Source organism: Streptosporangium amethystogenes subsp. fukuiense (genome assembly GCF_042665875.1).
GTDB classification, from domain to species: Bacteria; Actinomycetota; Actinomycetes; order Streptosporangiales; family Streptosporangiaceae; genus Streptosporangium; species Streptosporangium fukuiense.
The window spans coordinates 3,632,900-3,656,832 of the sequence record NZ_JBHTEE010000001.1 but is presented as its reverse complement, the minus strand read 5'-3'; the positions used below and the strand labels follow the sequence as shown (position 1 = coordinate 3,656,832).

Genomic DNA, 23,933 nt, shown 5'->3' with positions numbered 1-23,933 from the left:
CGCGGTGCCACGCGGGCGGCTACGGGTCTACCTCGGGGCGGCTCCCGGAGTCGGTAAGACCTTCGCGATGCTCAACGAGGGACGCAGGGCGCTGGAGCGTGGCAGGGACGTGGTCGTGGGTCTCGTCGAGACCCACGGCCGCCTCCACACCGCCGAACTGCTCGACGGTCTGGAGGTCATCCCTCGCAGGACGCCGGCCTACCGGGGGAGCCACTTCACCGAGCTGGACGTCGACGCCGTCATCGAGCGGGCGCCGAAGATGGTGCTGATCGACGAGCTGGCGCACACCAACGTCCCAGGCTCGCGCAACGCCAAGCGCTGGCAGGAGGTCGAGGAGATCCTCGACGCCGGTATCGACGTCGTCTCCACCGTCAACATCCAGCATCTGGAGTCGGTCAACGACGTCGTCCAGCAGATCACCGGCATTCCGCAGCGGGAGACCATACCGGACGAGGTGGTACGGCGGGCCGACCAGGTCGAGCTGGTCGACATGTCGCCCGAGGCGCTGCGCAGGCGGATGGCGCACGGCAACATCTACGCACCGGAGAAGGTGGACGCCGCGCTGTCCAACTACTTCAGGATCGGCAACCTGACCGCGCTGCGCGAACTCGCCCTGCTCTGGGTCGCGGGAAAAGTCGACGACCAGCTCGACCGCTACCGGGCCGAGCACGGCATCGCCGAGACCTGGGAGGCCCGCGAGCGGGTGGTGGTCGCGCTCACCGGCGGCCCGGAAGGCGAAACCCTGGTACGGCGCGCAGCCCGCATCGCGGCGCGCAGTATGGGCGCCGACCTGCTGGCCGTCCACGTCACCAGGGCGGACGGCCTGACCGGCGGTGATCCGGCCGGCCTGGCCCGTCAGCGCACCCTCGTGGAGGACATGGGCGGCACCTACCACCAGGTGGTCGGCGACGACATCCCGCGCGCACTGCTCGACTTCGCCGGTGGGGTGAACGCCACCCAGCTCGTGCTCGGCGCGTCCAGGCGGGGCAGGTTCGCCCAGATCCTGTCCCGTGGCGTCGGGGTGGAGACGACCGCGTTGTCGGGTTCGATCGACGTCCACATGATCACCCACGCGCAGGTCAAGAAGGGCCGCCGCCACGCGAGCTCGCGAGCCGCGCTGACCCGCAAGCGCAGGGTCATCGGCTGGGCGATGGCGGTGCTCGGCATGCCCGCGCTGACCGCGGTTCTGCTCCCGTTCAGGGACGATTCGGCGCTGCCGAGCGAGATCCTGCTCTTCCTGCTGATGGTCGTCGGAGTCTCCCTGGTGGGCGGCATGGGGCCGGCGGTGACGGCGGCCATCGGCGGATTCCTGCTGCTGAACTACTACTTCACACCGCCGGTCGACCGGTTCACGGTCTACGACCCGGAGAACCTGCTCGCGCTCGTCGTCTATGTGCTGGTCGCGATCATGGTGAGCCTGGTGGTCGACGTGGCGGCCCGCCGTACCAGAGAGGCGGCCAGGGCCAGCGCGGACGCCGAGGTCCTGTCGACGCTCGCCGGCCACGTCCTGCGTGGTGAGGCCGCTCTGCCGTCGCTGCTCGCCCGGGTCAAGGAGACGTTCGGGCTCGTGTCCGCCACGCTGCTGGAGCGGACGGGACCGCCGACCCCCGACGATCAGTCGGAGCCGGAGGCGTGGCGGATCGTGGCCACCTCCGGGGGCGAGCCGTGCACCAGCCCCGGAATCGCCGACACCGACGTGGCGATCGACGAGAGCCTGGTGCTCGCGGTGCGCGGGGGACTGCTCGACGCCTCCGAACGCAGGGTGCTTGAGGCGTTCGCCGCGGAGACCGCCGTCGCGCTGCGTCAGCAGCGGCTGGAGGAGGAAGCCGGGCGGGCCAGGCCGCTGGCCGAGGCGGACAAGATGCGCACCGCGCTGCTCGCCGCCGTCAGCCACGACCTGCGCACCCCGCTGGCGTCGGCCAGAGCCGCGGTGGAGAGTCTGCGCGGCACGGAGATCGACTGGTCCGCGGAGGACAGGAAGGAACTGCTCGCCACGGCGGACGAGTCGCTGGTCAAGCTGAATCGCCTGGTGGACAACCTGCTCGACATGAGCAGGTTGCAGGCGGGCGTGCTCGGGCCCGTCCTCCAGCCGGTCGCCCTGGAGGAGGTCGTGCCCAGGGCGATGGACGACCTGGGTCCGCTCCGGGATCGTGTCGAGGGGAACATCTCCGTCGAGCTGCCCGAGGTGGTCGCCGACTCCGCCCTGCTGGAGCGGGTGCTGGTGAACCTGATGTCCAATGCCGTCCGCTACAGCCCACCGGGTGAGCAGGTGCTGGTCACCGGCAGCCGGCACGGCGACCACGTGGAGATCCGGGTGATCGACCGCGGCCCGGGGATTCCGCCAGAAGCACATGACCAGGTCTTCAGACCGTTCCAGCGGCTCGGCGATCGTGACAACCATTCGGGGGTCGGCCTCGGCCTCGCGCTCTCCAGGGGGCTCACCGAGGCGATGGGCGGCTCTCTCATGCCGGAGGAGACACCAGGGGGAGGTCTCACCATGATCTTGACACTGCCGATCTCATCCAGAGCGGTGATCGCGTGACACGCATTCTCGTCGTCGACGACGAACCGCAGATCCTGCGGGCGCTTCGCATCAACCTGATCGCCCGCAACTACGAGGTCGCCGTGGCCGCCGACGGCGGCGCGGCCCTGCGCCAGGCGGCCGACTGGCACCCTGACCTGGTGGTGCTCGACCTCGGGTTGCCCGACCTCGACGGTGTCGACGTCATTCACGGGCTGCGTGGCTGGACCTCGATCCCGATCGTCGTGCTGTCCGGCAGGGCGGGCAACCAGGACAAGGTCGACGCCCTCGACGCCGGTGCCGACGACTACGTCACCAAGCCGTTCGGCATCGACGAACTGCTGGCCAGGATCCGCGCGGTGTCGCGCCGCACGTCCGCGCAGGAGGCGAAGCCGGCCAGCATCACGATCGGCGACCACGTGGTGGACCTGACCAGCAAGACGGTCTCCGGCGGGGCACGGCTGACGCCGACCGAATGGCACATCCTGGAGATCCTGCTGCACAACCCGGGCAAGCTCGTCAGCCAGCGGCAGCTGCTGACCGAGGTGTGGGGGGTCAAGTACGTCAAGGAGACCCACTATCTCCGGCAGTACATGGCCCAGCTGCGGCGCAAACTCGAACGCGACGCGGGACATCCGGTCCACCTGATCACCGAGCCCGGTATGGGGTACCGCTTCAAGGCATGATCGGAGTCCTTCGGCTCGCTCACCGGCTTGGAACCGCCCACGGCGCGGCACCATGACCGGCAACGACGAAACGCGGGCAGTCGAGTGACTGTCCGCGCCTCTCGCATTCGATCAGAGGCCGACCTCCCCGCGCATCAGGCCGGCGACCTCCGCGCCGAAGCGGCCGACCCTGCCGCTTCGGCGCGGAGGTTGTCGGCTCCCACCGTCAACGACGTCTTCTGGAGGACGGCGACGGCCGGCGGGCAATTCGCGGTGGCGCAGCGATGGGCCGGGAAAACGTCGTGGGTCTTCCGATTCGGTTGGTTCTGTGCGGTGCGTCGTGGGCATACCGCTGACGGTTCGCGACCTCGGGCCCGGATGGGGAGCGTAAGACGAGGGCGAGCAGTTCTCCACCGGAGGTCCGGCGTGGCCATGAGCCGGTACGCGGAGGTCACAGGTTCATGAAACTCATGACGGAGCCGTTCTCAGCGACCCTTGACATGCAACATACTCGGGTATAAAGACATATAAAACAACATTGAAACGGCGGTGAACCAACAGGATGTACGCCGAGGAACGGCAGCAGGAGATCCTGTGTGAGGCCCGGGCCGCCGGGCGGGTCGACGTGGTGACCCTGGCGGAACGGTTCGGCGTCACGACTGAGACGATCCGCCGGGACCTGACCGCACTGGAACGCTCGGGGGTGCTGCGGCGTGTGCACGGCGGGGCGATCCCGGTCGAGCGCCTCGGTTTCGAACCCGCCCTCGCGACGCGCGACGAGGTGATGACAGCGGAGAAGGAACGTATCGCCAAGGCGGCGCTGGCCGAGCTTCCCGAGGACGGCGCGATCATCATCGACGCGGGTACGACGACGGGCCGTCTGGTGCAGGCGCTGCCGGTCGATCGGGAGCTGACCGTGATCGTGAACTCTCCGCCGCTGGCCACCGCGCTGGCCACCCGCGCGAACCTGACGGTGTTCATGCTGGGGGGGCGGGTGCGGGGGCGGACCCTGGCCACCGTTGATGACTGGGCGCTGCGGCCGTTGGCCGAGTTGCACGTGGACGTGGCGTTCATGGCGGCCAACGGCTGTTCGGTGGCCAAGGGGCTGACGACCCCGGATCCGGCCGAGGCCGCGATCAAGCGGGCGATGGTCACCGCGGCGCAGCGCTGCGTGCTGCTGGCCGATCACACCAAGTTCGCCAACACCTATCTGGCCCGGTTCGCCGCGCTCCAGGAGATCGATGTGGTGATCAGTGACATGGGTCTCGACAGCGGGGTGGCGGCCGAGCTGGCCGCGGCCGGGCCCGAGGTGATCCGGGCGTGATCGTCACCTTGACCCTCAATCCCAGCCTGGATCGCACGATCGAGGTGGCCTCGCTGCGGCGCGGGGCGGTGATCCGGGCGGCCGCGACGCATCTGGACCCCGGCGGCAAGGGGGTCAACGTCTCGCGGGCGTTGCTGGCCAACCGGGTCCGCTCGTGTGCGGTGGTGCCCTTCGGCGGGGACGAGGGGCGGCGGCTGGTGAGCCTGCTGTCGGCCGAGGGGATCGAGATGGTCACCGTGCCGGTGGCCGGGGCCACCCGTTCCAATGTCGCGCTGGCCGAGCCGGACGGCACGGTCACGAAGATCAACGAGCCGGGGACGGCGTTGTCGCCGGCCGAGCTGGAGGCTCTGGCCGCCGCGGTGCTCGGTGCGGCCGGCTCGGCGGACTGGGTGGTGGCCTCGGGGAGTCTGCCGCCGCGGGTGCCCGTCGATGTCTATGCCCGCCTGTGTGAGCGTTTCACCGGGGCCGGGATCAACGTCGCGGTCGACACCAGCGGGCCTGCGTTCGTTCACGCGCTCACCCAGGCTCCGGCCCTGGTCAAGCCCAACCGGGAGGAGTTGAGCGAGGCCACCGGCATGGTCATCTCCTGCCTGGGGGATGCGATCAAGGCGGCCGAAAGTCTGCGGGAGCGGGGCGCGGGCACGGTGCTGGCCAGTCTGGGCGCCGACGGCGCGATTTTGTTGCAAGGCGATCAGGTGTGGTTCGGCCGGTGCGCGCTGGCCGAGCCGCGTAGTTCGGTTGGTGCCGGTGACGCGATGCTGGCGGGGTTCCTGGCCGCCGGCGCGTGCGGGCAGGAGGCGTTGGTCGAGGCGCTGGCCTGGGCGACCGCCGCGGTCGGGCTGCCGGGCAGCCGGATGCCCGGCCCTGATGACATTCGGCGTGATGACGTGCGTGTCATCGCCGCCGATCCCACCCTGCCGCTGCGGTCCGGGGGCTGACAGCGGCGCGGATCCACCCCCCTGGCCGGTCTCCCCTCTTTTCCTTGGGGGCCGGCCGCCCCGGAAGGAGCACAATCACATGAGCGAATACACCCCCACCATCACCGGAACCGGGGTGAAAGCGAAGATCCAGCGTTTCGGCGGGTATCTGGCCGGGATGATCATGCCGAACATCGGGGCGTTCATCGCCTGGGGTCTGATCACCGCCTTGTTCATCCCGACCGGCTGGCTGCCGAACGAGAGCCTGGCGGCTCTGGTCGGGCCGATGATCACCACGCTGCTGCCCGTCCTGATCGGTTATACCGGCGGGCGGATGGTCCATGGCCAGCGGGGTGCGGTGGTCGGCGCGGTGGCCACCATGGGTGTCGTGGTGGGCGCGGAGAACCCGATGTTCCTCGGCGCGATGATCATGGGGCCGCTGGCGGCGTTCCTGATCAAGCTCATCGACGCCTTCCTCGCCGACCGGATCAAGGCCGGCTTTGAGATGCTGGTCGACAACTTCAGCGCCGGTATCGTCGGCGGCGCGATGGCCCTGGTGGGTGTGTGGGGCATCGGCCCGGTCGTCTCGGCGGTCACCACCGCGGCCGGCAACGCGGTGGGCTGGCTGGTGGAGTCCAACCTGCTGCCGCTGGCCTCGATCCTGATCGAGCCGGCCAAGGTGTTGTTCCTCAACAACGCGATCAATCACGGGGTGCTGACCCCGCTGGGCGCCAACGAGGTGACCCAGTTCGGTAAGTCGATCCTGTTCATGCTGGAGTCCAACCCCGGCCCGGGCCTGGGGTTGTTGCTGGCCTACATGTTCTTCGGGCCGCGTCTGCTGCGTCCCAGCACCCCGGCGGCGATCATCATTCACTTCCTGGGCGGGATCCATGAGATCTACTTCCCGTATGTGCTGATGAAGCCCCGGCTGATCCTGGCGGTCATCGCCGGTGGCGCCACCGGCATCCTGGTCTTCATCATGACCGGTGCGGGTCTGGTGTCGGCGGCCTCGCCGGGCAGTATCTTCGCCTACCTGGCGGTGACGCCCAAGGGTGGCTGGTTCGGGGTGCTGGCCGGGATCTTCGCCGCGACCGCGGTGTCCTTCGCGGTGGCCTCGGTCCTGCTCGGTTTCGGCCGCGGCAAGGACGAGGGCGAAGGCGAGGGCCAGGGCGAGGGCGAGGGCGAGGGCGTCGCCGGGTCCGAGGGTGCGCCCACCCTCAAGGAGGCCTGAGCGGTGGCCAAGAGCGTATCCGTCCTGAAGGAGGTCTGAGCGGTGCCCAGTATCGACAGCAAGGACATCCGTAAGATCATCGTGGCGTGTGACGCGGGGATGGGCAGCAGCGTGATGCTGGCCACCCAGTTGCGCAAGCAGTTGAAAAGCCACAATGTCCAGGTCGAGCACACCCCGGTCAACTCGATTCCGGCCGATGCCGATGTGGTTCTCTGTCATGCGGGTCTGGCCGGCCGGGCCCGGGCCGGCGCCCCGGAGAAGGTACTGGTCTCCTTCCAGGTCTTCATCGGGGACCCGGCGGTGACCAGGCTGATCAACACGATCAAGAACGGTGGCATCGTCGATGCCTGAGGCCGCGCCACTACCGCTGGACCCACGCGCCATCCTGCCGGCGGCCTCGGCTCGCAACGCGGCGGAGGTCGCCGGCCTGCCGCAACTCTTCAGAGAGGAAACAGCCGAGTGAAGGTCGCCCGTTTCTACGCTCCCGGCGATATCCGCGTCGAGGAGGCGCCGGAGCCCGTCGCCGGACCGGGTGAGATCAAGATCGGTGTGCGCAACTGCTCGACCTGCGGCACGGATGTGAAGATCTCCAGGCACGGTCATCACCACATCCGGCCGCCCAGGGTCATGGGGCATGAGATCGCCGGTGAGGTCGCCGAGGTCGGCGAGGGGGTGAGCGGATGGGTTGCGGGCGAGCGGGTGCAGGTGATCGCCGCGATCCCGTGCGGGAACTGCCAGGAGTGCCTGCGGGGCCGGATGACGGTGTGCCCGAACCAGGAGTCGATGGGGTATCACTACGACGGCGGTTTCGCCGACTACATGATCATCCCGGCCAAGGTGCTCGCGGTCGACGGCGTCAACCGGATCCCTGACGGGGTCGGTTTCGCCGAGGCCTCGGTGGCCGAGCCGCTGGCCTGTGTGCTCAACGGCCAGGAACTGGCCCGGGTCGGCGAGGGCGACGACGTGGTGATCATGGGGTCGGGCCCGATCGGCTGCCTGCACGTGCGGCTGGCCCGCTCGCGCGGCGCGGGCCGGGTCTTCCTGGTCGACATCAACGCCGAGCGGCTGGAGATGGCCGCCGCTCTGGTCGCCCCGGACGCGGCGGTGCACGGCCAGGACGTGGTCGAGCAGGTGCTCAAGCTGACCGAGGACAGGGGCGCCGATGTCGTCATCACCGCCGCGGCCTCGGGGGCGGCCCAGGAGCAGGCGTTGCGGATGGCGGCCCGTCAGGGGCGGATCAGTTTCTTCGGTGGTCTGCCCAAGGACAATCCGATCATCGGGTGTGACTCCAATCTGGTGCACTACCGGGAGTTGACCATCGTGGGGGCGAACGGGTCCAGTCCCGCGCACAACGCGCGGGCTCTGGGGTTGATCGCCGACGGTTCGGTGCCGGTCTCCGATCTGATCACGCATCGGTTGCCGCTCGCGGAGGTTCTGGAGGGGATCGACATCGTCAGCAGGGGCGAGGCCATCAAGGTCACCATCGAGCCCTGAAAGGAGGCCACAGATGCCGGAGGGGACGGCGGCCGTCGCCTCGCGGGGCCTGCGGGCGCGCCTCGCCGAGATCTTCGCCGGGGCGGTGATCCGGCAGGGCGTACCCGTGCGCATCCGTGTCGGCGGCGGCGAGCCGGTCGCCGCCCACGGCATGCTCACCGTGAGGTGACCGTGACGCTGTCCGAGACGCTGCGCGGCCTTCGGCATCAGCCCAGGCCGCGCCGCGGGCCGGGTGCACCGGGGGCGGGCCCCGTACGGCTACCGGGCCCCGCCCCGGTCGCGGGCTCGGACACGGCCGCAGCGGGGCCGGCCGTACGGGCGGCGAAAACGGCCGATCCGGCGGCACGCGACGTCCCTGAGGCGTGATCGTGTCCGACCCATGCCGCGCGAGCCGGTCGAGCGGCACGTCGGCGCGGGGACGGGCGCCGCGCACGCCGTCGACATCGGGTGCGCCCACCATCGCCAGGCGCTCCTGTCCGCGGGCGACCACTTCGCGGAACGCGCGAGCGGTCTCGACGACACCGCGGACCGCGCGTCGCGGCCGTCCGCGGCCTTCCGGCGCCGGGCGTCCCTTCTTCGGGCCGCCACTTCATCCTGACGGCTGAGGATCTCGTGCCCGTAGCGCCCCCGCCGTACGGGACGCTCCCGCCGCCACTCCACGGCCCGATGCCGCACAACGCACGACCTGTGACCCCGATGAAGCGCGAAGGGCGGTGCGGAAGTCCGCTGAGCGGGGCCGACGCTCGATCGGAACGGTACGCGCGATCGATTCCCGGACCGGCTCGGGTGAGTGTCGTGCGGAGCCGGTCTCCGTGTTCGGGTTTCGGGCTGGCCGAAACGAAGCATGTTTCCGGGCCTGACCGATGCGGAACGCGGCTACTCGTGAAGCGGGATGGTGACCATGTCAGGATGGATCTTCCATGGCGAGACCAGGCTGGTGGGCCGGGAAGCGGAGTTGGGCACGCTGGTGTCCGGGCTGGACAAGGCCGGACAGGGGCCGGCACGCATGATCCTGATGCGGGGACCTGCGGGGTCCGGCAAGACCGCCCTGCTGGACGCCCTGGAGCGGTACGCCCGGTGCGCCGGGGTGACGATTCTGCGCGGCTCCTGTTCGCCCGCCGGGGCCGGTCTGCCCTGGCACGCCGCGGAAAGCCTGTTCGGCGGGGCGCCGCTCCATGACGAGCACGCCACCGCGCCGCTGTCACACCGGTTGCTCCGGCGCGTCATGGAGGCGACCGCGTCAGGACCGGTGGTCGTCATGCTCGACGACACGCAGTGGTGTGACGAAGAGTCGTTGGTATGGCTGGACTTCCTGATGAACCGCGGGTACTACCTTCCGCTGCTCGTCCTGCTCGCCCAGCGTCGTTCCGGCCCGCCGAACCGGCGAGGGGCGATTCCCGGTTTCGCCGCGCGCGGGCACCGCACCGTCGACCTCGGGCCGCTGTTCGAGGAGGACGCGGGAGAGATGGCCCGGCGGTGGTGGGACGCCGTGCCGGAGGAGCCGTTCGTCCGCGCGTGCAACAGCGTCTGCCGGGGCAATCCAGCACTTCTCGCGAGACTGTTCGCACACCTGAGTGAGGAGGGGGTGTCGCCTGATGCCCGGGGTGCGCTCCGGGCCGGTGAACTCGGCGCCGAGCTCTTCGCCGGGCGACTGCTGGCGACGCTCGACCGGCAGCCCGAGTACGTGCGCAAGGTCGTGGAGGCCCGCGCCGTGCTGGGGCAGGCCGACGCGGAACTGCTGGGCATGCTGTCCGGGGTGCCGGAGCCGCTGGTAGCCGCCGTGATCGACATTTTGCGCGACGAGGAGATCATCGAGGCCGACCTGGCGGAGCTGAGCGATGATCATGTACGCACCATGGTGTTGAGCGGCATGCCGGTCGCCACGCTCGACCGGTGGCGGGAGCTGGCCGCCCGGCTGCTCAACGACGGTGGCCGGCCGGCCGAGGAGATCAGCGCGCAGTTGGTGCTGCTGCCCAGGCTTCCCGAGCCCTGGATGCGGGATGTGCTTCGTGAGGCGGCGCGTCGTGCCGAGCGGGACGGGTCACTGGGGATGGCGGCGCGCTACCTGGGCCGTGTGGTGGTGGCCGATCCCGCCGACATCGACGCGCAGGCCGACTTCGCGCGGCTGATCGGACATGACGATCCGTCGGGAGCGTACGCGATGCTCCGTAGTGGGATCGAGGAGACCGGTGACGTACGGGGGAGGGCGCGCCTCGCGGTCCAGCTGGCCAAGGTCGCGCCGCCCCTCGGCAGGGAGCCGGAGGCGATCTCGATACTGAACGGCATCCTGGCGGAACTCGACGGCGTGGGCGCCGGCGACCATGGGCTGCGGACGATGGTCGAGTCGGCGCTGTCGCTGATCGGATGGAACCGCCGGTCCACCAACAGGGTGATCTCCGAGCGGGTGATGGCGATGCCGATACCGGAGGCGCACACCGTGGGCGAGCGCGAGCTGCTCGCCGTGCGATCGATGATCTCCGCGATGTCCGGACTCTCGTCCCAAGCCTGTCTTGTGCCGGCCCGCCAGGCGCTGAGCGGTGCGGACGAGACTCCCTGCAGCTGGGCGTTCGGCGCCGCCGCGTACGTACTCTCGCTCGCCGACGAGGTTGAGGAAGCGGTTCGGGCCATGGACCGGATGATCGCGCGCGGCACGGAGCACGGGGACGCCTGGGGCCGGGCGACGGCCTTGTCCACGCGGTCGTGGATCCTGGCCGAGGCGGGCGACCTGGACGGGGCCCTGATGGACGCGACCAGGGCCGTCGAGCTGGCGGACGAGTGGTCGTGGTCGAAAGGCGTCACGGCGCCACGGACGGCTCTGGCGGCGGTGCTCGCCCGGCGAGGCGACATCGGCCAGGCCGCCTTCGTGCTCGGCCAGATGACCTCGCGGGACGTGGAGGAGTCCCTTCTCGACTGTCCACGGGTGCTGATGACGAGGTCGTACCTGGCGGTGTCGCGAGGCGACCACGAAGGCGCGCTGTCGTCGCTGACCGCCTGTGGCGCGCTGCTCGCCGAGGCCGGTGTCAGGAATCCGATATTCGCGCCGTGGTGGCTGGACGTGGCCTGTCTGCTCGCCGACCTGGGCCGCCGGAGCGAGGCGGAGGGGTTCGTCGAGCACGGTGAGCAACTCGCCGCGACCTGGGGGAACGCGTCCGCTCGGGGATTCGCCCTGCTGGCCAGGGGGGCGATCACCGAAGGGAGCGAGGGGGTGGAGACGCTCACCGAGGCGGTGGAGACGCTGGCGAACACCCAGGCGCGCTGGTACCTGGTTCGGGCCGAAAGCCTGCTCGGCGAGGCGCTGCTGCGGATGGACGACCGTGAGGGGGCCCGTGGGCACTTCCGCCGGGCCGTGTATCTGTCGGTGCGGTGCGGGTTTCGCGCGCCGGCCGCGAAGGCGCGCGACCGGCTTGTCGCGGCGGGCGGCTGGATGTACCAGGGGGCCGGCGGGGTCAAGGACGTGCTGACCATGGGAGAGCGGCGTGTCGCGGAACTCGCGGCGACCGGTGCCACCAACCGGGAGATCGCCCGCACCCTGCGCATCGCGGTGCGCACTGTCGAGATCCATCTGACCAGCATCTTCCGCAAGCTGGGCGTGAGCGGCCGAACGGACCTGGGGTGGGCGCTGGACGCGCTCGGCAAGGCGGGCCGGAACACGCCGGCGGCCGGGTGACATCGCAGGCCGGGCCGGCTCGATCGACGCACGACCAGGAACCGACCGGCAGTGCCGTCGCGCGAAGCGTTCCTGCTCGCCACCGGATTCGCTGAACACTGCGCAAATGCCTAGGAATCGGCGGAGACAATCAGCAGACCTTCGCGGTGGCAACGACCGCGCGACGAAATCGCGGGGGTAGGGGATGGCGGTGAGCTCGGAGACATGCTCACCGCCGGCCATCGCGCGATCTTTCGAGAGCAGGTGAGATCCCCGCGATGTCCCGCAGGAGGCGACAACGGCGAGAGGCCGACGGACCGAAGTACCACCCTCTCGCCTTCGGCGGCTGGGGTGACTACAAGACCTGGGCCGAGAACCAGTTCCTGCCCAAGCCCATCGAGGACGGGGCGGACGACGACGCGCTGGAGGCCGACGCCACCGCCGTCGACGTCACGCGGGAAGGAGCGCTCGGCGATCCACCGGAGCCGCGGGCCGACGACGGCGATCACCACGGGACCTCCCCGGATGCGGGCCCCGTGCCGGTGGCGGACCAGGGCCCGCCGAGGCCGTACCTCGCGGAGCAACCGCAGGAGTCGCTGCCGGTCAAAGCGCGGCCGTACGTTCTCACCGGGGGGCGTACCCGCGGTGATGACCTGCTGCGCATCGACTCGCTGATCTCGGTGACGCCCGAGGGCGCCCTGCGAGCCGACAACCCCGCGCTGCCTCAGGAATATCGCTGGATCTTCGGCATGTGCCGGGAGCCCATGGCCGTGATCGAGATCGCCGGTCGCCTCAGGTTGCCGATCGGGGTGGTCCTCGTTCTGATCAGCGACTCGATCGGCTGGAACCTGCTCAGGGCGCACCCTCCGGCGGAGGTCGACGGCCGGCCGTCGGTTGAGTTGATCATGCGTGTGCACGAAGGGCTGCGCCGGCTGCCCTGACGCGGGGCTCGCGGCGCACGCGCGGAGGGGGCGCGGGCGCCGGTCGTTCCGGCCAAGACTAGGGTTTTCTCGATACCGCTCCTGGTTCACTTGCGGCTCGGACAACGGGCGATTCGCAGGGGTGAGTGATGACATTTCCTACATTGGCCGTGGTGGACCGAGACGAGCCGAGCCTTGACCGGCGTGACCCGATGGTTCGGATGTCACAACTGCTGGATGCCGGCTCACTTGAGATCGTCTACCGGCGCGAAGGCGTGGGGGTGGCGGTCGCCTACGGGCGGATCAACGGTACGAGAGTGGTGGTCTACTGCACCGACGCCACGCTGAAGGGTGGCGCGATCGGGGTCGACGAGTGCCCGCCGATCGTCAATGCCATTGATCTCGCGGTGCGTGAACGCTGCCCGGTGATCGGCGTGTGGCATTCCGGTGGCGCGAAGCTCAACGAAGGCGTGTCGGCGATGCACGGGATCGGGGAGATGTTCGCCGCGATGGTCCGTGCCTCGGGTGAGATCCCGCAACTGTCCGTTGTGCTCGGCCCCGCGGCGGGCGGCGCGGCCTACGGTCCGGCGCTGACCGACATCGTGATCATGTCTGATGCCGCCCGCGTCTTCGTCACCGGCCCGGACGTCGTCCGGTCGGTCACCGGCGAGCAGATCGACATGGAGAGCCTGGGCGGCCCGGACGCGCACGGCCGGAAGTCAGGAGTGGCCCACATCGGCACGGAATCCGAGGAGGCCGCCTTCGCCCGCGCCCGCCAGATCGTCACGCTGCTGGCGAAGCCGGGATTCGTCGACCTGGATTCGGTGCGGGAGGAAAAGCCACTGCGCGCCCTGCTCCCCGACTCGCCCAGGCGCGCGTACGACGTGCGCCCGCTGGTCAAGGCGATTCTGGACGAGGAGGACGGAGCATCCGGTTTCATTGAGTTACAGCCCAAATGGGCGCCGAACATGGTGATCGGGTTCGGCAGGCTCGCCGGGCGGACGGTAGGAGTGATCGCGAACAATCCGCTGCGCAAGGGCGGTTGCCTCGACTCGCTGTCTTCGGATAAAGCGTCCAGATTCGTCCGGATGTGCGACTCGTTCGGCGTGCCCTTGCTCGTGCTGGTCGACGTCCCCGGCTATCTGCCCGGCGTCGGGCAGGAGTGGGAGGGCGTGGTCCGCCGAGGCGCGAAGCTGCTGCACGCGTTCGCCGAGGCCAGTGTTCCGCGGGTCACGTTGGTCACGCGCAAGTCCTACGGTGGCGCCTACATCGCGATGAACTCCCGGTCTCTCGGCGCCACCGCCGTACTCGCGTGGCCGGAGGCCGAGGTGGCGATCATGGGGGCGAAGGCGGCGGTGGAGATCCTGCACCGCAAGAAGCTCGCGGCCGTGGCGCAGCACGAGCGCGAGGCGCTGCTGTCCCGCCTGGCCGCGGAGCACGAAAGGATCGCGGGGGGCGTGGCCAGGGCGGTGGGCATCGGCGTCGTCGACGAGGTGATCGATCCGGCGTGGACCCGGCTGCGGCTCGGCGAGGCGCTGGCCGCCGCTCCGGTACGTCGAGGCCGTCACACCAACATCCCTTTGTGAGCGGGCCGTCGGCGCCCTCGCGTGCCTCCGCGATCCCTGATCTCCGGGCGAGGTCGCGGTATCGGGCAGTGGCCGGACAGAGGGCGTACCGGCTTGTGAGCGGCCGTTCAACGGATCATCGGCTTCATGTCGCAGCCGCTGTCACGGCGCCGGAAACGGCCAGGGGAGGGATCGCAGACAAATAAAGGTAATCACAGGCAAACCAACGCCAAACGCTTGCAAACAAACATGGAGATGACTAGGGTCTGCTCAATAGGCGATTGGGGTGCTTGAGCTCAGGCGCATGCATCGTCGATTTGAGGTGCGAATGCCCAGCGGAACTGGACACAGAGTCGGAACCGGGGTCACGGCCGGACCGGTCGGACCGAGGAGCACGATCCTTCTGCCCGCCCGTGGTGCCGATGCGATCGTGGCCGAGCTCCCCAATCCCGGTGGCGGCGTTGACCACCGGCGGCCTTCGGCCCGTTCCCGTGTCATGGCGGACTCCGGCGGGGGTTCCGAAGCGGCCTCGTCGACCGCGGGCGAGCCGGTGCCGAGCACATGGCGGCCGGCCCCCGGATGGCCGGTGAGCGTCACGGACCCGGGCGCCCGCTGGAGGGACGCCGCACCGGAGTTCCTGGCCGAGCGGGAGGGGCAGATACGCCGGCTGGGCAGGCAGGTGGCCGAGCTTCAGTTCGGACGGCCGGGCATGACGACCGTGCTCGGAGAGCCGGGTACGGGAAGGAGCGCCCTGCTCAGGGCGGCCGTCGCGCGCGCCAGGGAGGCCGGATTGCTGGCTGTCCTCGCCCGTTGCTCGCCCGCCGAGGCCGATCTCCGCTACGGCGTCGTCTCGCAGATCACCTCCGGGCTGGCCGGCGCCGGATATCCGGCCTTCGCACGGCGGCTGTGGGTGGAAGACCAGCCGGCCGCGGCCTTGATCCCGGCGCTGTGCGGGGAGTTCGTGGCGCTCGCCCGGGAGCATCCGCTGCTGATCGCCCTGGACGATGCCCAGTGGGCGGACGAGGAATCGAAGGCGTGGCTGGCCGCCATGCCGCACCGGCTGCGAGGCGTTCCGATGCTCCTGGTTCAGGCCAGGGCCCTCGGCGAAGGCGAAGGCGGTGTCGTCGGATCGGCCACCGGGCCCGGACCGGTGCCGCACAGCGTGATCCAGGTGCCGCCGCTGAGGGAGCGCGGGGTCCGGCAGGTGATCGCCTCCCGGTACGCCGGGCCTGTCGACGGAGCATTCGTGACCGCCGCCACCGAGGCCACGGGGGGTAGCCCGGCGGCCCTGCTCGCGGTACTCGACCATTTCGCGCACGCCTCCCTGCCGCCCGCCGCGCGCTACGTCCCGGTCCTGCTGGAGCGGGCCGCCGAGGTGAGCGGCGACCGGGTGGCCGGGTCCCTGTCCCGCCTGCCCGCGGACGCCCTCGCGCTGCTCCGCGCGATGGCGGTCTGCGAGAACGGCCTCGGTTTCGACCTGCTCACGTCCCTGGCGTCGCCGAGGACGATGTTTCCCGAGCAGGTGTTGTCCGTCCTGGTGCGACTGGGGCTGGTGACCGGTGGGGAGGACCCGCGGCCGGTCAGCCCCCTCATCGCCGACATGGCGCTGGCCGGGATGGACGTCGGGGAGCGGCAGGCGCTGGCGACGCGCTCCGTCGAGCTCGGGTACCGGGCGGCGATTCCGGAGGACCGGCTGGCCCGGTTGCTGCTCAACGCCCGGCCGGTCGGCGCCGAGTGGGTGGTGAACCTGCTGCGCCGAGTGGCCAGGCGGCGTCGTCTCGATGGCGATCACGAGGGTGCCGCCGCCCTGCTCGGCCGCGCGCTGCGGGAGCCTGCGGCGGGCGAGCAGCGGCAGCGGCTGCTCATCGAGCTCGCGATGACGGAGGTGGAGCGCAGCCCGGCGACGAGCGACCGGCGATTCCAGCAGGTGCTGCTGGACAGCGGCCCCGAGGTGCCGGTCGCGGCACTCGTACGGGCGGCCGACCTGCTCAACTCCAGGGGCGACGCGTCCGCCACCTATCGCGCCGTCGCGACGGCCTACGCGCGGCGAGAGGAGAGGGGAGCGGATCTCGGGTCGCTGGCGGCCATCGGCTGGCTGGCGGAGAACGACTGCACGACCGACCCGGTGCTGCCCGTGCCGTCCTTCCCGGACCCGCCTGACCGGTCGGAGGATCCTGTCCAGGCGGGCATCGCGGCCTGGATGCTGGCCGCCCGCGGCGAGCGCATGTCCCGGGCGCGGGAGCTGGCCAGGACGGCCTTCCAGGCCAAGGGCGAGGAGCAGCCGTTCGGCCCGAGGATCTACGCCGCCAGGGCGCTGTTCTTCGCCGACGAGGTGGCCGAGGCGGTGGTCGGGCTGGACGAGGTCCTGGCCGACGCTCGACGCTGCGGCGCACGGGCGCCGGCCGCGCTGGCGCTGATCCAGCGCAGCCGATGCGAGATGCGGCGGGGCAACCTCGGGCAGGCGGTGTGTGACTTCGAGGCGGCACGGGCGGAGCTGCCGCTCACCTCGTGGCACCCGCGAGCGGTTCCCTACTTCGTCGCGATGGAGGCGTGCCTGCACCTCGCCGACCGGTCCGTGGAGGAAGCGGAGCGGGTGCTGGCCCAGAGGTTGCCCTCGGGGGCGGACCAGGGCGCGGCCTGGGCGATGCTGTTGTACGCGCGTGCCAAGGTGCGCATGGAACTGGCCGATCCGGAGACCGCGCTGCGCGACGTCAACGAGTGCGGGCGTCTCCTGCTGGCCAGGGGGTGGACGAATCCCGCGATGCTGTCCTGGCGATCGGTGGCCGCCGTGGCGCACAACGCGTGCGGGAACACCGAGGCCGCCAGGCGACTGGCGATGGAGGCGGTGGAGCGAGCGCGGGAGTGGGGCGCCCCCAGCACGCTGGGGCTGGCGCATCTGTACGCGTCGCGGGTGCTGGGCGGTGCCGAGGCCATGGGCGAACTCGAACGCGCCGTTCGGGTCCTGCGGGACTCGGTGTCGCGCGGCTGCTACGCGAGGGCGTCGGCCGAGCTGACCGCGGTGTCGGGGGAGCGTCCCGGGGCGCCGAGGCCGCCTGGGGAGAGCACGAGGAGGGTTCCCGCACCTTCCGGTGGAGTCACCGAGAGAGCCGTCGAGGAAAGAGCGTCGACGCCGAACGAAACGAGGCATCTGCTGACCGCCCAGGAGGAACGAATCGCCGGGCTGGCCGCCGCGGGCCGCTCGAACGCCTACATCGCGAGCGTCCTGTCGGTGAGCGTCCGAACCGTGGAGCTGCGGCTGACCGGGGTCTACCGCAAGCTCGCCGTCACCAGCCGCAACGAGCTCGCCTCGCTCCTGGCCCCGATCCCGGCGCCGCGGAACGTGGGTGACTGATTCCATGCTGCTGGAACGCGGAAAGGAGCTGGCCCGGGCGGAGCAGGCGGTCCGCGCGGCCGAGGCGGGCGCCGGATCCATGATGGCGGTCATCGGTTCGCCCGGTGTCGGCAAGTCGGCCCTGCTGCGCTCCCTCGCCGACGCGGCCACCCCGCACGCGCGGGTCCTGCGCGCCAGCGGCACGCTGCTCGAACAGGACTTCACGTTCGGCATCGCCCAGCAGTTGTTGGAGCCGCTCGTGGCCGAAGTGCCGGAGGCCCACTGGGCGGCCTGTTTCCGGGGCGCGGCGAGCGTGGTGCGGGGGATGTTCCTCGGCGGGGCGTGGTCCATCGGCCCGTACCGGTCGTTCGGGCAGGAGGCGATCCTGCAGGGGCTGAACTCGCTGATCGTCAATCTGAGCAAGGACAGAACCCTGCTGATCATGGTCGACGACCTCCAGTGGGTGGACGCGCCGTCCCTGCGCTGGCTGGCGTACCTGGCCAAGCGTCTGGACGGCGCGCGAGTTCTGGTCGCCGGAGCCTTCTCGGAGGAATGCGAGGCCTCCGATTACACGCTGCTCAGGGAGATCGCCGCCTCGGCGGCTCGCACGCTGTATCCGATGCCGCTGTCGACGGAGGGCGTGCGCCAGTTGATCGGCGAGCAGTTCGGGGAGGCGTGTGATCCTGACTTCGCCCAGGCCTGTCATGAGGTGTCCGGTGGGAATCCCGCCTCACTGGCCGCGATGCTTCGCGGACTGCACACGGCCGGCTTCCAGCCCGTCTCGCCGCGGGCCGGTGAGGTTCGCGCCGCGAGCCAGCCGTTCCTGCGCGACCGGCGCATGTTCTGCCTCGGCATCCAGCCCGCGATCGTCCGGGATCTCGCGCGGGCGATGGTCGTGCTCGGAGACCTGGCGGAGCCAGAGCTCATCAGCGAACTCGCCGGCCTGGACAGCATCGACTACAAGTCCGCGGTGCAGACCCTGGACCGCCTCGGCCTGCTCGCCGGCGGAGAGTTCCCGCGATTCGTTCACCAGAGCGTGCGGTACGGCATCGAATCGGAGATGAGCGTCAACACGCGAGCGGTGATGCACCGCCGGGCGGCGACGCTGCTGCACAATGCCGGGCACCCCGCCGAGCACGTCGCCGACCAGCTCCTGCTGGTCACCTCCGGGTACGAGCCGTGGGAGATCGACGCCCTGCGCGCGGCCGCCGGCGCCGCACTCGAACGCGGTGCCGCGAGGGAGGCGGTTCGTTACCTCCGGCACGCGCTGCTGCACTGCCCACCCGACAGCGAGGCTCGGGGCCGGCGCCTGGTCGACCTGGCCGCCGCCGAGCGGGGGTTCGACCTCGCGTCCTCGGTCACTCACATCGCGCAGGCCGTGCCGATGCTCACCTCGGAGACGGAACGCGCGGCGGCGGCACTGTGGATCCCGCCCGCGCTCGGCGCGGTCAGCCCGTCGTTGGGCACGCTCGTCCAGGACGTGGCGTACCGGTTCCACGATCTTGGATCGGCGTACGCCCGGGGAGATCTCGGCCTGCGGCTGGAAGCCCGTACCCGCTATCTCCGCGTCCAGGACGCCGCGCATCTCGGCGCGGCGGTCGACCGGCTGCGGGGGTTCGGTACGGATGTGCCGCTCTCCAGCGGCGCCGGGCGCGAGCTGCTGGCCGTGCTCGCGTACGCGGCGGCCGTCACCGGCGGCGTCACGGCCGGTGAGATCTCCTCCCTGGCCACCCGGGTCCTGGAGCGAGAGCCGCAGCGCGCCGGGCACGCCTACACCGCGCTCCCGCTGCTGGTCCCGGCCCTTGTCCTCGCCGACGCGGCGGCACCGATGGCCCAGTGGCTGGACGCGGTGCGGGACCAGGCTCAGCGCCAGGAACTCGACGGGGTCACCGCGCTGGTCAACGCGGAGCGGAGCGCGATCCTCCGTGCGTCCGGGCATCTGGCCCAGGCCAGGAGCACCGCGCTGAGCGTGGTCGACAACGCCGACCCGGCCTGGCCGGAGGCGACGACGCTGTCCATCTGGACGCTCGCCATGGTCGCGCTCGAGACGCGGGACGTCGAGCTGGGCGAACGAGTGATCCGTACGAGTCCGGAGAGCGGCGACCTTCGCGTGGTCGTCGCGCATCGCATGGTGCGGGGGATGCTGGACGCGGTGCGTGGCGATCTGGCTGCCGCGCTGGACAGGTTCCTCGACAGCGGCAAGCAGTTGTCGCGCCGCGGATGGACGAACACGGCGCTGTACCCCTGGCGCGTGTGGGCCGCGGCGATGAACCACCGGCTCGGGCGCGCGCAGGTGGCGGCCGAGCTTGCCGACGAGGAGCACGCCTTCGCGCTGGCATGGGGCGCACCCGCGGCATACGGCCGCGCGTTGCGGCTGCGTGGCACGATCACCCCAGGTGAGGAGGGCATCGGCCTTCTCCGGCAGGCCGCCGACGCGCTTCGCTGTTCGGAGGATCGGATCGAGCTGTCCCGGACGCTCACGATTCTCGGCAGAAGGCTTGCCGAAAAGGGCTCCGACGACGCGGAGTACTTCATCTCCGAGGGCAGGCGGGCCGCCCGGGAACGCGGTGTCTCATGGGGCGAGGGCGATGAGGACTCGGAACTGAACGGCCCGGCGCTGCGGCTGGTCGCGCCGGAACGCGTTGAACTGACCAAGGCCGAGGAGACGGTCGTCGCCTTCGTGCTGCAGGGCTGGACGAACCAGCAGATCGCCGATTCCCTTGGCGTGACCCGCCGCGCCGTCGAAAAAAGTCTGACGAGCACCTATCGCAAGCTCGGGGTGAACGGCCGGGCGGCGCTCGTCGAAGAGTTGAGCGCGCGGAACGCGGGCGAATAAGCCACACAAAGGCCGTGCGAATATATTTCAGCTGACGGCTCGGTCATAAAGGAACCGCCCCGCGGCGGCGCGTGTCGCCGTTCGCCGGCCCGGCGCGACCCGGATCGCGGCACATCATTTCCGGATACCCGCCGTGCTGCCATCTGTCCACGTGAAACCGTGTATCCCGATTCATGGAACGTTCCTGGAACGGGGCGCGAACCACCTTATGAAGCACGCGGAGTTCGGTACCGAACGCGATCGGGAGACCGCACCGCAAGCTCCGAACCAACCGCCTTGCACACCACAGTCTTTCACCGCCGGTGCCGGGCCCATGTTGACTCGCTTTCCGCTTGGTTAATATCATAGTAATAAGTGGATTCAGCCGTTACTCCAAATTTACCGGAGCATCGCCTGGTCTACCGGAGGAGAGGGATGGTCATCAGATGAGCATTGGTGCCGGAGCCGCCCTGGTCGATGAGGAAGAAGGTTTTTTCCTGGTCGGTCAACCCACTGACAGCATAGATCAATACCGTTCTTTTTTTGATCAGTCAGGGATTTGTGTGGCGAATCTCGACCACGCGACCAGGGTAATCGAGGCGAATCTCGAATTTACTCGGCAGTTCGGACGTTCCCTGGCCGACATTCGTGGGCGGGCGTTCTGTGAGCTGTTACACCCGAGCGTCCGCGACAAGATGGGGCAGCAGTTCGCCCGTCTGACGGACCAACAGCGTGCTCGTTTCGAAGAGCGCATGGTCGCCGTACGGCCGGACCACACGGTGCTCGGCGGCGAGCTGACCGGGATCGCGCTGCACGACGAGGCCGGCCACGTCGAGAGCATCATGGTGCTGGTGCGGTCCGACCGGGAGCAACGCGACGACCTGCTGACCGGGCGGAAGCGGTTGCTGAGCAGCATGGAAGCGCGCGTCATCGAAGGGGTCGCGGCGGGAGTGTCGACCGTGCAGCTCGCGTCGATGCTGTACCTCAGCCGTGGCGGTGTGGAATACCACGTGACGACGCTGCTGCGGAAGCTGAAGGCCAGCAACCGCCCGGCCCTGGTCTCCAAGGCATACTCCATGGGCATCTTCCGGCTCGGCTCCTGGCCGCCCCGGGTCCTGCCGGAATTCGTGAAATAAGTCCATGCAAGCGGCCGGCGGTAACGCGGTGATCTGGCTGACCGCGTAGTCAAGCGGCCGGAGAGCAGTGTTCGGAGCGACCGGCGGCGCCGGTGTGGAGAGCCTTCGACCCGACTGCTCCACGATGTTTATCTTGTTCTGCCGTAGCGATTCCGAAGCGATCTCGACCGGATAGTGCCGGCCGACTTCGCCGGAAAATCGCCGCCGTTCCCGATCGCGTTCCACAGAGGACCGCCATGGTAAGGGAGGTGTCATCGTGACCAGTGCAAAAATTGTACTCACCGGTGGGCCGGAGCGCTTGTTCGCTTGTGGTCGCGCCCAACAGCCGGTAAATCCGCAGGAGAAGGTGAAGATTCTCCTCGGTGCAGGATATGAGCACTTCGTGCACAACGGCGAGTTTCTGACGATCGAGGGAGAGAATCTCCCGGTATTCCAATGGTCCGAACGCACCAAGATAGCCGAATAGCTTTATCCGGCCGGTTCCCGAAACGAGCGGGAGCCTATGTGCCGTGTCGTCGGAGATTCGACTCCCGGGTGATCCGCGAGCGAATCCCAGATGGTCGTGACAGGTGGTTCTACTGGCAGGACTCCTCATTTCGAGGAGCGTGGTCCTGGTGAGGTGTGGTCATGGTAACGGGTAAGGTCATCAGCTTCGACGAATTTCGCGGGTTCGGTTTCATCGCTCCGGACCCGGGCGGTGAAGATGTTTTCATGCATGTCAACGACTTTGATGGCGACAAGCGTCTCATCTCGATCGACACGCGGGTCGAATTCCTGGTCGAGAACGGCGGCAAGGGGCTGAAGGCATCCCGGGTCCGCATGCTCGACCGGCCCGGCGGACCGAGTCTCCCTCTGTCCCCCATGCCGAAGCCCACACCGACACCCACGTCGATCGCGACGGCGTCACGGGAACCGGCCACCCCCGCATCCGATCGTCAGGGCAACGACACCGGCTTCTGTGACGTGCTGTCCGCCAAGGACCTGACGCGGGAGGTCACGGAAGCCGTGCTCGCGGCCGTGCCGACGATGACGGCGGAGCAGATCCTGAGCGTTCGCAGCTGCCTCGTCGACCTCGCCCGGACACACGGCTGGGTCGATGAGTAGCGTTCGCGGGCCGTCGGCCCCGGGGAGGCTCGATTCCCGCCGTGGGCGCACCGTCAGCGTCCTCGCGGTCGCGATGGTGTCCGATCGGATTACTCGTCCGCGGTCCTGAAAGGAAAGTGCATGTCCAGGCGCGCGCTGATCACCGGTATCACCGGTCAAGACGGCTCCTATCTGGCTGAGCATCTGCTGTCCCTGGGATACCAGGTCTGGGGACTGATCAGAGGGCAGGCCAATCCCCGCAAGTCCCGCATCAGCCGGCTTGTCAGCGACCTGTCGTTCGTCAACGGAGACCTGCTCGACCAGGGGAGTCTGGTCACGGCGGTGGACAAGGTGCAGCCCGACGAGGTGTACAACCTCGCCGCCATCTCCTTCGTCCCGATGTCCTGGCAGCAGGCCGAACTGACCGCCGAGGTCAACGGCATGGGCGTGCTCCGGACGCTGGAGGCGATCCGCCTGGTGTGCGGGCTGGACAAGTCCCGTAACGACAGCAGTGGTCAGATCCGCTTCTACCAGGCGTCGTCCTCGGAGATGTTCGGCAAGGTCGTGGAGAGTCCGCAACACGAGACGACGATCTTCCACCCGCGCAGCCCCTACGGGGTGGCGAAGACCTACGGCCATTTCATCACCCGGAACTATCGCGAGTCGTTCAACATGTACGGCGTCTCCGGCATCCTGTTCAACCACGAGTCGCCGCGGCGGGGCGCGGAATTCGTGACGCGAAAGATTTCCCTCGGTGTCGCCCAGATCAAACTCGGCCTGCAGGACAAGCTGTATCTGGGAAATCTCGACGCGGTCCGTGACTGGGGGTTCGCCGGCGATTATGTCCGCGCGATGCATCTCATGCTGCAGCGGGACGAACCCACCGACTACGTCGTGGGCACCGGCTGCATGCACTCGGTGCACGACGCCGTACGAATGGCCTTCGAGTACGTCGGACTGAATTGGCAGGACCACGTCGTCATCGACCCGGGGCTGGTGCGTCCCGCCGAGGTGGAGACCCTCTGCGCCGATCCGAGTCGCGCCAAAGCCGAACTCGGCTGGGAGCCGACCGTCGGTTTCGAGCAACTCATGCACATGATGGTGGAGTCCGATCTCCAGAACGCCTCGCGCGAGCGGGAGTTCGGAGACCTCATCCTCGCATCGAGCTGGTGAGCTCACCGGAGCTCTCATACGACCGTCCGGCCGTCCCTGTGTCAGGGCGTATGAGGAGAAACGATCAATGAAACACAGGTACCGGCAAACTCCAACCGTTATGTGAGGCTCA

General features: G+C 69.4%; 18 protein-coding genes. All 18 read left to right on the top strand.

Annotated elements, in window-relative coordinates; genetic code table 11:
* The first annotated feature begins 4 nt into the window (after window positions 1-4).
* Window positions 5-2,542, top strand: coding sequence for a sensor histidine kinase KdpD (locus tag ACFQVD_RS15325; protein WP_364158888.1), 2,538 nt, complete (start codon window positions 5-7; stop codon window positions 2,540-2,542).
* Window positions 2,539-3,207, top strand: a complete 669-nt coding sequence (locus ACFQVD_RS15320) for a response regulator (protein ID WP_343973468.1) — start codon at window positions 2,539-2,541, stop codon at window positions 3,205-3,207. The genes ACFQVD_RS15325 and ACFQVD_RS15320 overlap by 4 nt, the downstream gene beginning before the upstream one ends.
* A 541-nt stretch (window positions 3,208-3,748) precedes the next feature.
* Window positions 3,749-4,510 carry a DeoR/GlpR family DNA-binding transcription regulator gene (locus tag ACFQVD_RS15315; RefSeq protein WP_386368541.1) on the top strand — a complete coding sequence of 254 codons (762 nt, stop codon included), beginning with the start codon at window positions 3,749-3,751 and terminating at the stop codon, window positions 4,508-4,510.
* Window positions 4,507-5,448 carry a 1-phosphofructokinase gene (gene pfkB, locus ACFQVD_RS15310; protein ID WP_386271358.1) on the top strand — a complete coding sequence of 314 codons (942 nt, stop codon included), beginning with the start codon at window positions 4,507-4,509 and terminating at the stop codon, window positions 5,446-5,448. Before ACFQVD_RS15315 ends, pfkB begins: the two co-directional genes overlap by 4 nt.
* A 79-nt stretch (window positions 5,449-5,527) precedes the next feature.
* The gene (mtlA, locus tag ACFQVD_RS15305) at window positions 5,528-6,658 is read left to right on the top strand and encodes a mannitol-specific PTS transporter subunit IIC (protein WP_386271357.1); all 1,131 of its coding nucleotides are present in this window, start codon (window positions 5,528-5,530) and stop codon (window positions 6,656-6,658) included.
* Between the two features lie 42 nt (window positions 6,659-6,700).
* On the top strand, window positions 6,701-7,009 hold the full coding sequence (locus ACFQVD_RS15300) for a PTS lactose transporter subunit IIB (protein ID WP_386271189.1): 309 nt from the start codon (window positions 6,701-6,703) through the stop codon (window positions 7,007-7,009).
* Between the two features lie 108 nt (window positions 7,010-7,117).
* Window positions 7,118-8,152: a zinc-dependent dehydrogenase gene (locus tag ACFQVD_RS15295; protein ID WP_386271355.1), complete on the top strand. Its 1,035-nt coding sequence runs from the start codon at window positions 7,118-7,120 to the stop codon at window positions 8,150-8,152.
* A gap of 13 nt (window positions 8,153-8,165) precedes the next feature.
* A complete protein-coding gene (locus tag ACFQVD_RS15290; RefSeq protein ID WP_343980706.1) occupies window positions 8,166-8,321 on the top strand; it encodes a hypothetical protein in 156 nt (51 codons plus the stop codon).
* Window positions 8,322-8,531: 210 nt separating this feature from the next.
* Entirely contained in the window at window positions 8,532-8,750 is a 219-nt protein-coding gene (locus ACFQVD_RS15285) for a hypothetical protein (RefSeq protein WP_343980703.1), read from the top strand.
* Window positions 8,751-9,053: 303 nt separating this feature from the next.
* Window positions 9,054-11,819, top strand: a complete 2,766-nt coding sequence (locus tag ACFQVD_RS15280; protein ID WP_343980701.1) for an AAA family ATPase — start codon at window positions 9,054-9,056, stop codon at window positions 11,817-11,819.
* Window positions 11,820-12,076: 257 nt separating this feature from the next.
* Window positions 12,077-12,739, top strand: coding sequence for a DUF742 domain-containing protein (locus tag ACFQVD_RS15275; RefSeq protein WP_343980698.1), 663 nt, complete (start codon window positions 12,077-12,079; stop codon window positions 12,737-12,739).
* 152 nt (window positions 12,740-12,891) lie between these two features.
* Entirely contained in the window at window positions 12,892-14,304 is a 1,413-nt protein-coding gene (locus tag ACFQVD_RS15270) for an acyl-CoA carboxylase subunit beta (protein WP_425580538.1), read from the top strand.
* Window positions 14,305-14,869: 565 nt separating this feature from the next.
* Entirely contained in the window at window positions 14,870-17,635 is a 2,766-nt protein-coding gene (locus tag ACFQVD_RS15265; RefSeq protein ID WP_343980695.1) for a LuxR family transcriptional regulator, read from the top strand.
* A complete protein-coding gene (locus ACFQVD_RS15260) occupies window positions 17,628-20,450 on the top strand; it encodes an ATP-binding protein (RefSeq protein WP_343980693.1) in 2,823 nt (940 codons plus the stop codon). Before ACFQVD_RS15265 ends, ACFQVD_RS15260 begins: the two co-directional genes overlap by 8 nt.
* 425 nt (window positions 20,451-20,875) lie before the next feature.
* Window positions 20,876-21,565, top strand: coding sequence for a helix-turn-helix transcriptional regulator (locus tag ACFQVD_RS15255; protein ID WP_343980689.1), 690 nt, complete (start codon window positions 20,876-20,878; stop codon window positions 21,563-21,565).
* A gap of 256 nt (window positions 21,566-21,821) precedes the next feature.
* On the top strand, window positions 21,822-22,031 hold the full coding sequence (locus ACFQVD_RS15250) for a DUF5988 family protein (protein WP_343980686.1): 210 nt from the start codon (window positions 21,822-21,824) through the stop codon (window positions 22,029-22,031).
* A 161-nt stretch (window positions 22,032-22,192) separates the two neighbouring features.
* Window positions 22,193-22,669, top strand: coding sequence for a cold-shock protein (locus ACFQVD_RS15245; RefSeq protein WP_343980683.1), 477 nt, complete (start codon window positions 22,193-22,195; stop codon window positions 22,667-22,669).
* Window positions 22,670-22,789: 120 nt separating this feature from the next.
* On the top strand, window positions 22,790-23,821 hold the full coding sequence (locus ACFQVD_RS15240) for a GDP-mannose 4,6-dehydratase (RefSeq protein ID WP_343980680.1): 1,032 nt from the start codon (window positions 22,790-22,792) through the stop codon (window positions 23,819-23,821).
* Window positions 23,822-23,933 lie beyond the last annotated feature (112 nt).